General features: G+C 67.1%; 14 protein-coding genes and 2 pseudogenes. 9 read left to right on the plus strand and 7 right to left on the minus strand.

Annotated elements, in window-relative coordinates; genetic code table 11:
- Window positions 1-232: 232 nt before the first annotated feature.
- The 4 genes and pseudogenes from ACWIGU_RS39445 to ACWIGU_RS39460 form a co-directional block, all read left to right on the plus strand.
- Window positions 233-1,312, plus strand: coding sequence for a tyrosine-type recombinase/integrase (locus ACWIGU_RS39445; RefSeq protein WP_454406626.1), 1,080 nt, complete (start codon window positions 233-235; stop codon window positions 1,310-1,312).
- Complete coding sequence (locus tag ACWIGU_RS39450; RefSeq protein WP_384145147.1) at window positions 1,309-1,641, plus strand: helix-turn-helix domain-containing protein; 333 nt, start codon at window positions 1,309-1,311, stop codon at window positions 1,639-1,641. The genes ACWIGU_RS39445 and ACWIGU_RS39450 overlap by 4 nt, the downstream gene beginning before the upstream one ends.
- Window positions 1,642-1,645: 4 nt before the next feature.
- Window positions 1,646-3,238: a tyrosine-type recombinase/integrase gene (locus tag ACWIGU_RS39455; RefSeq protein WP_454406628.1), complete on the plus strand. Its 1,593-nt coding sequence runs from the start codon at window positions 1,646-1,648 to the stop codon at window positions 3,236-3,238.
- A 160-nt stretch (window positions 3,239-3,398) separates the two neighbouring features.
- Window positions 3,399-3,584 (plus strand): annotated as a pseudogene (locus ACWIGU_RS39460) (IS5/IS1182 family transposase); the annotation flags it as partial.
- A 40-nt stretch (window positions 3,585-3,624) separates the two neighbouring features.
- On the opposite strand, the gene ACWIGU_RS39465 reads toward ACWIGU_RS39460, so the two are convergent.
- Both ACWIGU_RS39465 and ACWIGU_RS39470 read right to left on the minus strand, forming a co-directional pair.
- Window positions 3,625-4,029 carry a RidA family protein gene (locus tag ACWIGU_RS39465; RefSeq protein ID WP_345515915.1) on the minus strand — a complete coding sequence of 135 codons (405 nt, stop codon included), beginning with the start codon at window positions 4,027-4,029 and terminating at the stop codon, window positions 3,625-3,627.
- A 213-nt stretch (window positions 4,030-4,242) separates the two neighbouring features.
- Window positions 4,243-4,650 (minus strand): hypothetical protein, encoded by a 408-nt coding sequence (locus ACWIGU_RS39470; RefSeq protein ID WP_454406630.1) that lies wholly within the window; start codon window positions 4,648-4,650, stop codon window positions 4,243-4,245.
- A 589-nt stretch (window positions 4,651-5,239) separates the two neighbouring features.
- On the opposite strand from ACWIGU_RS39470, the gene ACWIGU_RS39475 reads away from it, so the two are divergent.
- Together ACWIGU_RS39475 and ACWIGU_RS39480 are read left to right on the plus strand one after the other, a co-directional pair.
- The gene (locus ACWIGU_RS39475; RefSeq protein ID WP_454406632.1) at window positions 5,240-5,446 is read left to right on the plus strand and encodes a hypothetical protein; all 207 of its coding nucleotides are present in this window, start codon (window positions 5,240-5,242) and stop codon (window positions 5,444-5,446) included.
- Between the two features lie 31 nt (window positions 5,447-5,477).
- A pseudogene (locus ACWIGU_RS39480) lies at window positions 5,478-5,865 on the plus strand (MFS transporter); the annotation flags it as partial.
- Between the two features lie 266 nt (window positions 5,866-6,131).
- Here the strand turns inward: ACWIGU_RS39480 and ACWIGU_RS39485 are convergent.
- The 5 genes from ACWIGU_RS39485 to ACWIGU_RS39505 form a co-directional block, all read right to left on the minus strand.
- On the minus strand, window positions 6,132-6,986 hold the full coding sequence (locus ACWIGU_RS39485; protein ID WP_454406633.1) for an SDR family NAD(P)-dependent oxidoreductase: 855 nt from the start codon (window positions 6,984-6,986) through the stop codon (window positions 6,132-6,134).
- On the minus strand, window positions 6,979-7,458 hold the full coding sequence (locus tag ACWIGU_RS39490) for a nuclear transport factor 2 family protein (protein WP_454406635.1): 480 nt from the start codon (window positions 7,456-7,458) through the stop codon (window positions 6,979-6,981). The genes ACWIGU_RS39485 and ACWIGU_RS39490 overlap by 8 nt, the downstream gene beginning before the upstream one ends.
- Window positions 7,459-7,735: 277 nt before the next feature.
- Window positions 7,736-8,248 (minus strand): VOC family protein, encoded by a 513-nt coding sequence (locus ACWIGU_RS39495; RefSeq protein WP_454406636.1) that lies wholly within the window; start codon window positions 8,246-8,248, stop codon window positions 7,736-7,738.
- Between the two features lie 134 nt (window positions 8,249-8,382).
- Window positions 8,383-8,811, minus strand: coding sequence for a hypothetical protein (locus ACWIGU_RS39500; RefSeq protein WP_454406637.1), 429 nt, complete (start codon window positions 8,809-8,811; stop codon window positions 8,383-8,385).
- A 259-nt stretch (window positions 8,812-9,070) separates the two neighbouring features.
- Window positions 9,071-10,231, minus strand: coding sequence for an MFS transporter (locus tag ACWIGU_RS39505; RefSeq protein WP_454406638.1), 1,161 nt, complete (start codon window positions 10,229-10,231; stop codon window positions 9,071-9,073).
- 284 nt (window positions 10,232-10,515) lie between these two features.
- Here ACWIGU_RS39505 and ACWIGU_RS39510 point away from each other — a divergent pair, with 284 nt between their 5' ends.
- The 3 genes from ACWIGU_RS39510 to ACWIGU_RS39520 all read left to right on the plus strand — a co-directional run bounded on the left by ACWIGU_RS39510 (window position 10,516) and on the right by ACWIGU_RS39520 (window position 12,823).
- A complete protein-coding gene (locus ACWIGU_RS39510; RefSeq protein WP_454406639.1) occupies window positions 10,516-10,713 on the plus strand; it encodes a ferredoxin in 198 nt (65 codons plus the stop codon).
- Between the two features lie 135 nt (window positions 10,714-10,848).
- Window positions 10,849-12,267, plus strand: coding sequence for an aromatic ring-hydroxylating oxygenase subunit alpha (locus ACWIGU_RS39515; RefSeq protein WP_454406640.1), 1,419 nt, complete (start codon window positions 10,849-10,851; stop codon window positions 12,265-12,267).
- 13 nt (window positions 12,268-12,280) lie between these two features.
- Complete coding sequence (locus ACWIGU_RS39520; protein ID WP_454406641.1) at window positions 12,281-12,823, plus strand: aromatic-ring-hydroxylating dioxygenase subunit beta; 543 nt, start codon at window positions 12,281-12,283, stop codon at window positions 12,821-12,823.
- Window positions 12,824-12,869: the final 46 nt, after the last annotated feature.

Genomic DNA, 12,869 nt, shown 5'->3' on the forward strand with positions numbered 1-12,869 from the left:
CCCCCATTCCGGGACGGGCGGGGTCGTGCGTGCGCCGCGTTGGGCCTGCGGCCTACGGGTGTGTGCGACATTCCGCGAGTTCCCCTGAGCCCGCTGAGTTCCTGGGCCTGTGGCCAGGGGGTTCTTCCTCCTTTGTGTGCTCTGCTTGCTTGTGACGTAACTTCGGGATTCTTGAAGCGTTCTCATCTCGTCCGACCGATTCGCAGTCGGGTCGAAGGTGAGGAGGCTCGGGTTGGCGGCGCTGGCAGTCGTACGGGACCTGCGTGAACACTGGGCGCCCGCGTCGGCGGAGGAGCTGGAGCGGTTCGAGACCGATGTGCTGTCCGGGTTCGTCCTGGCACGGGCCTCAGCAGGGCTGGCGGACGGCACCATCCGCGGGGACGTCGGTCACTTGGATCAGATCAGGACCTGGTTCGGCCGGCCCTTGTGGGACATGGAGCCTGCTGACGCGGACATGTACTTCGGGAAGGTGCTGCGGGACTCGCCCAGCGGTACCCGGCTGGGCCGGTCGCAGGCGTTGAGCACGTACTTCATGTTCCTGGAGCTGCGGCACAAGGTCGAAATCCACCGGATGACCGGCCGGGTGGTCGAGTGCCCGATCGACGAGATGAACCGGCCGCGCGGGGCCAAGGACACCCAGCTGCGGATCCCGCCGAGTGAGCCGGAGATCCGGACGTTGTTCACCGGCTGGGGCGGCGAGCTGGCCACTTGCCGGAAGTTCGCCCCGACCGCACGGAACTACACCGCCTCGAAGTTGATGTCCCAGGTCGGCCTGCGGGTGAGCGAGGCGTGTGGGCTCGACCTGGGCGACATCAAGTGGGACCTGGGCCGCTTCGGCAAGCTCCACGTCCGCCACGGCAAGGGGGCCCGCGGCTCGGGGCCGCGCGAGCGGATGGTTCCGCTGATCAATGGTGCCGACCGGACACTGCGGTGGTTCATCGAGGATGTGTGGGGTCAGTTCGACGACGATCACACTCGCCCTGGTGCCCCGCTGTTCCCGAGCGAGCGCAAGAACACCGACGGCTCTGCCCGCCGGGTCGGCGACGACGCCCTGCGCAACGGGCTCGACAACGCGGTCCAGGCTCACCTGCCGAGCTGGACGGACAGGTTGACACCGCACGTCCTGCGGCATTTCTGTGCGTCCCAACTCTATGGAAACGGACTGGATTTGCTCGCAATCCAGGAGGTCTTAGGACATTCCTGGATCGCCACGACCATGCGGTATATCCACGTGCAGCAGACCCGGGTCGAGGACGCCTGGGCCGCCGGGATGGAACGGGCCGCGAAGCGGCTGGAAGGACTGGCCCGATGAGGTGGAACCTGCGGCTGACCGCCGCGCACAAGGGTATCTGGAAGGCGTCCGAGCTCCAGCGGAGCCTGGCCGAGCACGGCCTGGTGATCTCGGCCGGCAAGATGTCCGGGCTGTGGTCCGGCCAGCCGGTCTCGCTCAAGCTGGAGGACCTGGACGTCATCTGCGTGGTCCTCGGCTGCGAGATCGGCGACCTGCTGATCCCCGAACCGGAGAAGGTCAGCCGCCCTGGCCGGGCCGAGGAGACGGAACGGGCCGCGGTCGGTGCGGGAACCGCCGCACCGAAGGTGATCCCCAAGCGCCGAGACGGCCGGTCGCTGCCGCCGGAGTGATCCAGTGGCACGGTTCCCGAAGGGCTACGTCAAGCCCACCGACTCCTGCGACAGCTGCCTCGCCTGGGGAAACTTCAGCGGCCGCCTCTGCCCCACCTGCTACATGTTCGGCCGCGGCCACGACGCGGCCGCATGCACCGGCTGCCGTCGCGTCCAGCCGCTGAAGTGGAACTACTGCCGCCTGTGCTGGTGCCAGGCCCGCCTCAGTGCGAAGGCCGTCGTCGGCCAGCCCACGGACGAGACGGACGTGCGGGACCGGCTCGCCGCCGTCCGGCATCACCAACTGTTCTTCGTCGGGATGCACTACCGCAGGAGACCGACCCCCACATTTCGGACGCGCGGAGGACGGCGGGGAGCCCCGCGCAAGCCGCCTCCTGCACCGGCCTGGCACCCGGATCCCGGCTGGCAGCAGCTACCGCTGTTCGCACAGATCCCCCGTGACTACAGCCGGCTCGCCCTGGCCGACGCCGACCTGACCAGCCCGTGGCTGGCCTGGGCAAAGTACCTCGCCCACCGGCTCGCCGAGACCCGAGGCTGGGGACGCAACATACGCTTCGCCGTCAACCGCGGCCTGGCCCTCGTCCTCACCGGACACGTCGAGGGCGACGTCATCCGGCACACGGAGATCTTCACCCCGCTGCGGGCCCTGGACCTGCCGGTCGGCCACACCGTCACGGTCCTGGACGAGATGGGGATCTTCGAGGACGACAGCGAACCCTCCTTCGAACGCTGGCTCGCCAAAAGGCTGGAGGGTCTCGCACCCGGCATCCGCTCGGAGGCCGAGCGCTGGACCCGCGTCCTGCACGACGGCGGCCCCCGCAGCCTCCCGCGACGGGAAGGCACAGTCTGGCTCTACCTCAACCGAGTCCGCCCGGCCCTGCTGGAATGGTCGAACCCCTACGACCACCTGCGTGAAGTGACCCGCGACGACGTCCTCACCTACATCAAAACACTGCACGGCCACCAGCGCCACGACCAACTCGTCGCCCTGCGCTCGCTATTCACATGGGCCAAGCGGAACGGGCTGATCTTCCGCAACCCCACCAGTCGGATCAAGGTCGGGCAATACGAGTACGCCGTGCTGCAACCGCTTGTCCCCGAGCAGGTCGACCGCTCCGTCGCGGCGGCCACCACGCCGGCGACGCGGCTCATCCTCGCCCTCGCAGCGGTCCACGCCGTCCGGGTCGCCCAGATCGCCAACCTCATGCTCGACGACGTCGATCTCGGCAATCGCCGGCTGACCATCGCCGGACGCGTCCGCCCGCTCGACGATCTCACCCGGAAGCTGCTGCTGGACTGGCTAGAGCACCGGCGCCGCCGGTGGCCGAATACCGCGAATCTCCACCTGCTGATCAACAACCAGACCGCCACGAAAACCAGCCGCGCCAGCAACCACTGGATCAGCGCCGCGATGCGTGGGCAGGACGCGACGCTGGAGCGGCTCCGCGTCGACCGACAATTCGAAGAGGCCCTGACTCACGGGCCCGACCCGCTCCACCTCGCCGAGGTGTTCGGGCTCGACGAGAAGACCGCGATGCGATACGCGGACTCCGCACGGGCGCTGCTGCACCAGGCCGCTGAACAGCCACTTCAGTGAACCTCTTTCGTCCTGTGCTGGAGGATGAAATGGGCTGGTCAGCGGGTGTGGTGACGAGGCAGGGCCCCTCGTCGTTGGCGTGGTGATTCCACTCATCACACCGGCGGCCGAAGGGGCCCTGTTGGTTCCGTATCCTGCCCCGCTCGACGTCCCGCATGGCCACCGCGAACAGCCCCCGCATTACCAGCAGTTCATCCGCGATCATGCCCGGCTGAGAGCCCCCGGCGAACGCGCCTTCGCCCAGTTGAAAGCCTGGCGGCTGCTACGACGAGCCAGATGCTCCACCCGCCTTATCGGCACCATCGTCCAAGCCGTCCACACGCTGCTGACCTGCAACTATTCAGGATGTAAGAGGTTCACTGAAGGAATCAGGCCGGCCTCCTCACCTATGGCTTCACATCGAGACGCACGAGCGCGCCGATCTCCACGAGTTGGTCCGGCAGTGCCAAGTCGGAAACGCCCATGACCGTGCTGGCGGGCCGGTGCTCCCCGAAGTACTCGGCGTGGAGGCGTGCTGTCGTGTCGAAGTTCTCCCGCAGGTTCCTCACCAGAACCGTGGTCTCCGCTATCTGGCCACGCTCGGCCCCGAATTGCCTCAGCACCAGGTCCAGATTCTCCAGCGTGGTGCGGACCTGCAGTTCGAAGTCGCCGGCACCCACGAAGTTGCCGTGACGGTCATGAGACAGCTGCCCCGACACATAAACCGTGTCACCGACCTGAGTGGCCTGACTGTACCCGTACAACGACTCCCACGGCATGCCGAACCCGAATGCCTTCACCTGAGAACTCATGACTCACTCCCTTGATACAGCGCGCGGGACCGTCAGTTGCAGACAGGCCCCTTTCACGTAGAAGTTACGGGTCTGTACAAACGATGCTTGTCTGGCAGCGCCGTCGAAGTGTTCTCTGCGCGCACAAACACCCTCCAGCAGAGGATGAAAGAGGCTCAGTGAAATCTGCTTAACGGTCCACCCCTTTGCTGAGGATGAGCACGCCAGGCACAGTCAGCATCCGCGGCTGATCGGCGGAGACGATGTCAGGGCGAGGGCAGCGTTCCGCAGCTGGGCCGCCCACGTCTGCTGGTCAAGCCCCAACGTGTACTCGATGCAGCAATCGCACTGCGGGATCAGCGCCACGAACGATTGCTCCGCCGCGGTCTCGACATCCGTCTCCCACCAATCGTCCGTCGCCAGGTCAGCGGGAGTTATCTCTCCATCGATGAGTCTCGCCGCCATCCGGCGCAGAGCGTGGCGCCGCGCCAGGCCCCGATCCGGCAACCGGATCCCGGACTCGGCAAGTGCTTGCTCGAACGCGTCACGAATGTCGCGGGCATCCGCGTTGCGAGGCCAACCGGCGAGCTCGCACAATGTCGGGCTGTCCAGTCCGGCTGCGAGCGCCTCAGCAGCGATCATCGGCAGATCTTCCGGGCGTATCTCATCCGCCTGATAACGGCACGCTACCCCACCCAGAGATGTGAGCCCACTCTGCATAGAGGTTTCCGGTTCCGGTGTCGTTCCTTCTGCTCTCATGACTCCTACGGTGTCAGGACCGTTTCCAGGGAAGGCACCCAGGGGCGGGCCCGCTCGGCACCTGCCCCGCGTGTTCGCCTGAACCTGGAAGCCGAACCCACGAGAACACGACCGTCCATCCTCGGGTTCCCGCGAAAAGACCTTCAGTTTCCGCGAACTCGCGGGCCTCGCCGGGTGTGAGTAGTTGCGGTACGGAAAGTGCCGCTGAGATTGATCTTGGTTGGCTAGCACACCTGTCGGGGGTGCCGCCGGGGTTCGTGGAAAGGTCGTCGGGCGGGCGTCGGCGGTGGAGTTTCTGACTGATGAGCAGGCCGTTATCTGGATCTTCCACTCTCACTGGTTGGTGGGAGCTGCTGTGGTGTGGGTGAGCGTCCGGTCGTCCGGGGGCCGTGGACACCAGCGTCGTCGTGGGCGTGGGATGAGTGGTTCATCGAGTGGTCGTGGTGGGTGCCGCCGAGCCAAGCTCAGGGTTATGGACGGCACGATTGCCCAGCTGGTTGGCGAACTGGATGCAGATTTGAGCGAAGTGGCGGAGGACGCCCAGCATGCGCTGATCGCTATGGGGTCAGACGCGCTGGACGAGCTGATCGCAGCAGTACCTGGCCTGGGACGGTTTGGACAGCTGTGTGCCATTGAGGTCTTAACTGCGCTGCAGGATCCACGGCCGGGAGACGTGTGATGGTCCGTGGCCCAGTCGGCAGTTGCTGCCACTGATCCCCCGCTTCGGCCCCAAGTCCGTCGTGCCGCTCGGCATGGGACTGGCCGCCGCCGGCATGGTCTGGCTGACCGCCCTCGGACTCGACAGCAGCTACGCCATTGAGATCCTTCCCCCGCTGGTCGTGTCGGGCCTCGGTCTGGTGATGGCCCCCGCCATGAATCTGGCCACCGACGGCGTGGGCAGCGAGGACGCGGGCGTCGCCTCCGCCACCGTCAACACCATGCAGCAGATCGGCGGCTCGTTGGGCATCGCGCGGCTACGTCGCCGCCTACTGGTGGTCCGCCGCCTTCTTCGTCGCGGGCCTGATCATCAGCGTCATCCTCTACCGGCGCGGCGCCCCCGCCCAGAACCCCGACGCGACCCCCACCGTCCACATGTGACGCACTACCCACCCCTAGCGCGCGGCCCACCGGACATCCGGCGGGCCGCGCTGTCGTGTGCTGGGCGAGTTCCGGCCTCGAAGGCCGGCTTTGTACAACTGGCCAATGGGGGCCGTTCCCTGCAGGCGGGGGAAGGCGACGGCACCGACAAAGTGCTGGCCCTGGCTCTTCCACTTCGCCCAGAGGAGGGCCGAACTCGGCAGCGCAGCACGCGGCTCCTGTTCGCGGCGGAGACCTCGGCCGGTGTTCCAGAACTGCGACCGCCGTCAGGTCCTGTCAGCCATCGCCTGCGCCGCCGTCGCCCGTGCCCCAGCAGCCCGCGCCGCGGTCAGGTCCGGGACGGGCATCCGCGAGGTGGCCCCTCCGTCGGCGAACAGGTCGGTACCGGTGAGGTACACCGCGTCGTCGGACGCAAGGAAAAGCGCGGCGGCGGCGATGTGATCCGGACGGCCGACCGGCGTCAGATGCAGTGCCCGGATCGCCGGGCCCGCCACCGGATCGGCGAGCATCGCCTCGTGGCTGGGCCGGCTGGCGACGAAGCCGACGATCAGGTTGTTGGCTCTGATGTTGTGTGCGGCGTAATCGACAGCGATGGAGCGGGTGAGTGCCTCGGTGGCCGCCCTTGCCGACTGATATGCGGCCGCCCCAGGTATGCCCCGCGACGCGGCAGCGGAGGACACGTTGACGATGGCTCCCCCGCCAGCGGCGGTAAGGTGAGGCAGCGCCGCCCGGCACGACCACATCACGGTCGTGGTGCAGCCCCGGATGATGGCGTCCCATCGACTCGTGTCCAGGTCGCCGACCTGGGTATCGACACCGCCCGGCGCCACGAGGTCAGTGGCCACACCGTTGTTGACCAGCACGTCGAGCCGCCCGAACCGTTCCACGGCATGGTCTACGACGCGACGGACGTCGTCCTCCTGGTCCAACTGGCAGGGCACGAAGGCCGCTCGGCCACCGGACCGTTCGATCTCGCTGACAACCTTCTCCCCTCGGGCCGCCGTGCGCCCGGTCACCACGACGGCGGCGCCCTCACTGGCGAACCGCAGCGCCGTCGCCCGGCCGATCCCGCTGGTGGAACCGGTGACAACGGCCACTGTGCCCTGCAGGCGGTCACCCATGGCGTTCGGCTCCGGCAGATGCGTGCGATCGGAGCGTTGGCCGGGCTGTCTCGCCCATCACACTTAGGCCGTACTTTGTGTCCAGATACTCCCGGATCTCGGTGATTCGGCCGTCAACCAGGTCGAAAGCCCAGCAATAGTGCTGGTCGTACGGCTGTCCCGTTGCAGCGATTGTGGCCTGGAGCCGCCACTCCGCGATCACCTGGTGGTCGGATGCCACCACCGCGCCCAAGGACGGCTGAGGCGACTCGTACTGACGGCCGAGTTCGGCGATCGCCTCGGCCAGGTTGTCCGCGCCCTGGATCGTGGTGCCGGCGTATGCCGGCCGGGGCAGCACGAGCACCGCATCGGGGGACAGGGTTGCGCGCACCGCGTCCGGGTCGCACGACACGAGCGAGGCGAGAAACGCCAATGCCACCTTCTTGGCGGCGTCGGCGCGGGCGTTGTCGGCTGAAGGCCGTTCGTCGTCCATCGCGAGTCCTTCCTGTTCTGGCCGGCATGTTGACAATGCCGGCTCGTCCGGGTTGTCCAACGGCAGGGTGTACGGATCGGCGTCCCTTCCAGGCCGTGACGCCGCACCCCTGACCGTCCGGATACCGGGCGGGGTCTGAAGCGGCAGCCGATGGTGATGGCTCGAGCGAGCGGCGTGTTCCGGGGGAATCAGCTATGCCGGCCGAGCCGGGACACGTTCGTGAACGCTGGATTGTGGCGGCTACCGGAAAGGGGATCGGATGGCCGCCGGGTGGTTCTCACTCACTCGCGATGGTCCCAGGAGCGGCCGGGGGAGTGCCTGTGTCTATCCATCCCTGAATACCGGTGCGGAGCCGCCCGTCCATGTACTCGACGATCAGGCCTGTGGCGGAATTGGGGGAGGCCCAGCAGACCATGGTGGTGCCGCCGGGGCCCAGAACCTTGCCTTCGAGCCCGACGCCCTGCGCCGCGAGCCTGGCAATCACCGCGTCGACATCGGGCACGAACAGACCTACATGGTGGAGCCCGGCGCCGTGGCGCTCGATGGAGTGCAGGCCGCTCCCCTTCGCCTCCACGAGTTCGTAGTAGGGCGGGCCCTGCTTCGACCAGGCGAGATAGGACGTTCCCTGGTGGGGTTCGTCGTCGCCGAACTCGTTGGGGTCGACCCGTCCCACCGTCGTCATGCGGTGCGGCGGGTGGAAGGAGATGCCCTCCACCTCCTGGAACCACGCAATGGCCTTGTCCATGTCGGGCACCAGGACACCCACGTGATGGTAGGTCGGTTCAGTCATTCTGCAGCTCCGTCTTTTTTGCGTGGTTCAACTGATCCCAGACGCTTGGTGCGGTCTGGTCGGTCGCCGGGGTCGGCGGGTGGCCGGTGCGTCAGGCCGAAGGGCCGACGGGATACAGGAAGGACCGGTGGGTCTCAGGACGACGTCACGTCGAGTCTCTCGCGCAGGGACGCGAGAACACCGTTGGCCCGGTCGGGGTCGAGCAGTTCGGAGTGCCGGTCGACGAGGGCCGGGCCCCGCCACTCAGCCGGGATGCCCGCGCCGCGGGCCATCAACATGGCGTGGAAGTGCGGGGAGTTCTCACCGGCATACATCACGTAGACCCGATCGGCGTCACACACCTCCCTCAGCGTGCCGGTCAGGAGGACGGTCAATCGACCGAACTGCTCTGCCTCGTCCATGCCGAGCTCCCAGACACCCTCGTTGTGGCGATTGGGGAAGAGCATGATCCATCCCGGTACGGGAGCCGGGCTGGCCGCCGTCCAGGCGTTGTCCTTGTAGATGGTCTGGGTGTCCGTCGCGCTCGCGCCGAGCGCACAGACGTGGCAGCCGTCCTTCGTCACGGGGACCTCCGGTTCCATTGGCTCGCAAGCCACGCGCAGGCGGTGTCACGTCGACTGCAGTCGGCACCCGTCGGCTGGCCCTTCACAGCACTCAAGTGAACATATTAAACGACTTGGAGTCAATCTGTTCGGCACGGCGAGGGTCGCGAAGGGCACTGCGCGGACGCGGCAGGTGGAGCCCGGGGAATCGTGCTCATAGTGGTAGTCACAACACAGCGTCCGCTTCCGGGTGTTGAGTCCCGCATTGGGTTCGGAGTGTTCAGTCGAGGGACCGGTCGGCAGCGCGCAGCCGTGGGGAACGGCAGGTGGCAAGCCAGAGCAGGACATCGAGAGCGCCGCATGCTGCCCCGGCGACGCACACGGCGGTCCAGCCGAAGTGCGTCCACAGCAGGGCAGCCAGGGCGGAGCCCGCTGCCCCGGCGACGAAGTAGCAGAGGAGATAGGCGGCCTGCAGGCGGCTGCGGGCTTCGGGCCGCAGCCCCAGGATCTCGCTCATGTTGAGCACGCTCATCACGTGCAGGCCCAGGTCGAGGACGACCACTCCCGCGATCAGTGCCGCCAGCGAGTGCCCACCGAGCCACAGCGGTAGCCAGGCGGCGACAAGCAGAAAGGAGGCCACACCGGTCACGGGGACGGAAAGCCCGCGGTCGGCGAGCCGTCCTGTCGTGGACGACGCTGCCGCGCCGACCGCGCCGGCGAGGCCGAACAAGCCGATGGCGCCGGCCGCGTACGCGTAGGGCGGCTCGGCGAGAAGGAAGACGATCGCGGTCCACATGAGGTTGAAGGACGCGAACATCGCCATCCCGTACCCGACGCGCAGCCGTAGCACCGGTTCGTCGCGCAGCAGCGCCGGGATCGACCGGAGAAGGGCCCCGTAGCGCAGTCGCGGACCCGCCTCCTGGGAGCGGGGCAGGACCCGTGCGAGCACGCCTGCCTGAACAAGCATCAGTGCGGCGGCCAGCCAGTACGTCAGCCGCCAGCCGCCGGCGTCCCCGAGCGCGCCGGACACCGTGCGCGCCAGCAGGATGCCCAGTGTGAGCCCGGCGCTGACGGTGCCGAGGGCGCGGCCTCGTTCCGCGTCGTCGGCCAGCGCGGTCGCGGTGAGCACGATCAGCTGGGCGAGCACGCTGGCCGTGCCGACGAGCAACGCTACGGGCAGCAGGACGGCAGCCGAGGTCGCCGAGCCGAGGATGGCCAGAGCAACAGCGGCGGCGAGCGACATGACCACCACTAGACGTCGACGCTCCAGCAGATCGGCCAGGGGCACGATGAACAGCAGGCCGCATGTGTAGCCGAGCTGGCCGAGGGTCATGATCAGGGCGGCCGTGCCGTTGGATATGTCGAACTCGCGTCCGATCATGGGCAGCAGCGGCTGGGCGTAGTAGTTGCCTGCGATGGCCATCGCCGCTGTGACAGCCATGACCAGGACGAGAGGTCGGCTCAACCGCGCGTTGGGGGTCGGGGGAGTGGCAGGGTGCTGCCCCGTCGATTCGTGGGCCGCCGTTCGGCGACGAGACGACATGTTCATCCAGGCTCCTGTTTACGCATGGAACAGATAGATCATAGTCCGTTCAATCAGTGATCCAGCTTTCGCTTGCAGCCCTGCGACTGTGAGGTTTCGAATAGAGCTGCGAAGCGGTCAGGTGGCGACGGCCTTGGACGTCGAACGACGCGAGCAGCTGCTCGCCGACCTGGAGGCAAGAGTTGCGTGTCGAGGCGCTGAGGGGGAGGTGCTGCGGCTACACCCTGTGCAATGAGGTGTGCCCCGAGGTCTACAGCATTGACGACGACGGCTTCGTGTACATAGCGGACCCAGACATTCCGTCCGGCCTGGAGGGCAGGGCGCGGGAGGGGGCGGACATCTGCCCCCAACGGGCGCTCGTCGTGCACGAGGGACCGTGACGCCGGTCTTTGCCTCTGCGCCCGAACTGTAGCCCGGGAACGCAGAGTTCTGCCGCTAGGAGCATATTGAACAGATTTAGCGTCAGGTGTACTGTCACGGTTCGTTGTGCGCGACAGTCAGGATGGGAGCTCATCATGGTGGCGGAAGTCGGCATGGCCCGTAGCACGGTGCCGATCCTCTCCGACGGGACGTCTCTCGCGGACCTCGTCGATGTGGAGAAACGCGAGGTGTCGATGCGGGTGCTCTCCGATCCGGAGATCTTCCGACTGGAACTCGAGCGCCTCTTCCGGAAGGCATGGATCCCGGTGGCGCACGAGAGTGAGATCCCGCGGCCGGGTGACTTCGTCACCCGAACCCTCGCTGCCGATCCGGTCATCATCACGCGCACCCGAGCCGGGGACGTAAAGGTCCTGCTCAACATCTGTCAGCACCGCGGCATGCAGGTCTGCCGGGTTGACGCAGGCAACAGCAACCAGTTCCGCTGCGTCTACCACGGCTGGGTCTACGGCCAGGACGGCCGCTTTCTCGGCTCCCCGGTGAAGAAGGAGCAGATGTGGGGCGACGTGCGTGACCGCTCCGAACTCGGCCTGCCCGAGGCTCGCGTGGAGCGCTTCGGCGGCATGGTCTTCGCCACCTTCGACCCGGCCGCGCCCTCGCTGGACGACTGGTTCGGCGACTACAAGTGGTACCTGGATCTGATGTACGACCGCACCGAGAGTGGCCTCGAAGCGCTCGGCCCTCCCCAGCGGTTCACCGTCAAGGCGAACTGGAAGTGCGCGGGTGAGCAGTTCAACGCCGACGGCTACCACACGCTCACCCTGCATCGTTCGCTGTTCGAGCTGGGCGTGATCGGTTCCGACACCACCGGAGAAGCCGTCGTCGAGATGGCCCCGGCCATGTACGGAGTCGACGTGAGCGTGCCGCAGGGACACTCTCTGCGCTGCATCCCCGCAGAGACCACTTTCAGCATGCTGCTGGGCAAGGACGTGTCGCAGCTCAGCTCGATGGAACGGCTGCGCACCCTTCCCCCTCCCGGGCTGACGCCCGAGCTCGTGGAACATCTCCCCCGCCGTTTCAACCAGGACGAGATGCGCGTTCTCGCCGAGTCCGCGCCCCAGGTCGGCGGCCTGTTCCCCAACACGGGCCTGGTGTCCATCTGGCAGCCCTCGCCCGACGGGACCATGGGCTCGACCATGACCTGGCACACCTTCATGCCCAAGGGGCCCGACGAGTTCGAGTTCATCAACTGGGTGCTCGTCGAACGCGACGCCCCCGACGAGGTCAAGGAGAAGATGCTCAAGGCCTCGGTGCGGGCCGTGGGCACCAGCGGCACCGTCGAGCAGGACGACGCCGAGGCGTGGCCGTCCATGCACCGGTCCTCGTACGGCGCCATGGGACGGCGCCAGACGATGAAGTACCAGGCCCTGTTGGGCGTCAACAAGCCCGACGACTGGCCGGGCAGCGGCTATGTCTACGACGGCTTCTCGAAGGACGACGGTCAGTGGAACTGGTGGCTGCGCTGGCTGCAGTTCATGACGGGCAACCCCTGGTAGGAAGGCGCACTCCATGACCACAACCGCCAAAACCGCCGCAGCCCGGGTCCCCGTCGGAGATCCGGTCCACAACGAGCTCACACAATTCCTGTACGAGGAGGCGGCCCTGCTCGACCAGGGGCGCTTCCAGGAATGGCTGGAGCTGCTCACCGAGGACCTGGATTACCGCGCCCCGGTCCGGCAGACCGTCCAACGTGCCGATGGGGCAGGCTTCTCCGGTGGCAACTACCACTTCTTCGAGGACCGTGGATCGCTTACGGGCCGGGTCTACCGTTTGATCGGTACCAGTAGCGCGTGGGCAGAGGACCCGCCTTCGCGATGCCGGCGGATGGTGTCCAATGTGCTGGTCAACCGGACCGACTCGCCCGACGAGTTCGAATGTGTCCACAATCTGCTGGTGGTCCGCCATCGCTTCAACGACGCCGCCCCGGACCTGATCGCTGCCGAGCGTCAGGATCTGCTGCGACGAACCGAGCAGGGGTGGCGACTCGCTCGCAGGACGGTTCTGCTCAATGAGACCCTGCTGAGCACGCCGAATCTCGCGATCTTCCTCTGACTGCGCACCTGAAGCGCAGGGCGGACCGATTCCTGGTCCGCCCTGC

Source organism: Streptomyces sp. NPDC055400, from assembly GCF_053644375.1.

Excerpts from the sequence above, each read along its gene's own strand:
- ACWIGU_RS39450 (WP_384145147.1), top strand. The coding sequence starts at position 1,309 with ATGAGGTGGAACCTGCGGCTGACCGCCGCGCACAAGGGTATCTGGAAG.
- ACWIGU_RS39465 (WP_345515915.1), bottom strand. The coding sequence starts at position 4,029 with ATGAGTTCTCAGGTGAAGGCATTCGGGTTCGGCATGCCGTGGGAGTCG.
- ACWIGU_RS39470 (WP_454406630.1), bottom strand. The coding sequence starts at position 4,650 with ATGATCGCTGCTGAGGCGCTCGCAGCCGGACTGGACAGCCCGACATTG.
- ACWIGU_RS39475 (WP_454406632.1), top strand. The coding sequence starts at position 5,240 with ATGGACGGCACGATTGCCCAGCTGGTTGGCGAACTGGATGCAGATTTG.
- ACWIGU_RS39485 (WP_454406633.1), bottom strand. The coding sequence starts at position 6,986 with ATGGGTGACCGCCTGCAGGGCACAGTGGCCGTTGTCACCGGTTCCACC.
- ACWIGU_RS39490 (WP_454406635.1), bottom strand. The coding sequence starts at position 7,458 with ATGGACGACGAACGGCCTTCAGCCGACAACGCCCGCGCCGACGCCGCC.
- ACWIGU_RS39495 (WP_454406636.1), bottom strand. The coding sequence starts at position 8,248 with ATGACTGAACCGACCTACCATCACGTGGGTGTCCTGGTGCCCGACATG.
- ACWIGU_RS39505 (WP_454406638.1), bottom strand. The coding sequence starts at position 10,231 with ATGGCTGTCACAGCGGCGATGGCCATCGCAGGCAACTACTACGCCCAG.
- ACWIGU_RS39515 (WP_454406640.1), top strand. The coding sequence starts at position 10,849 with ATGGTGGCGGAAGTCGGCATGGCCCGTAGCACGGTGCCGATCCTCTCC.
- ACWIGU_RS39520 (WP_454406641.1), top strand. The coding sequence starts at position 12,281 with ATGACCACAACCGCCAAAACCGCCGCAGCCCGGGTCCCCGTCGGAGAT.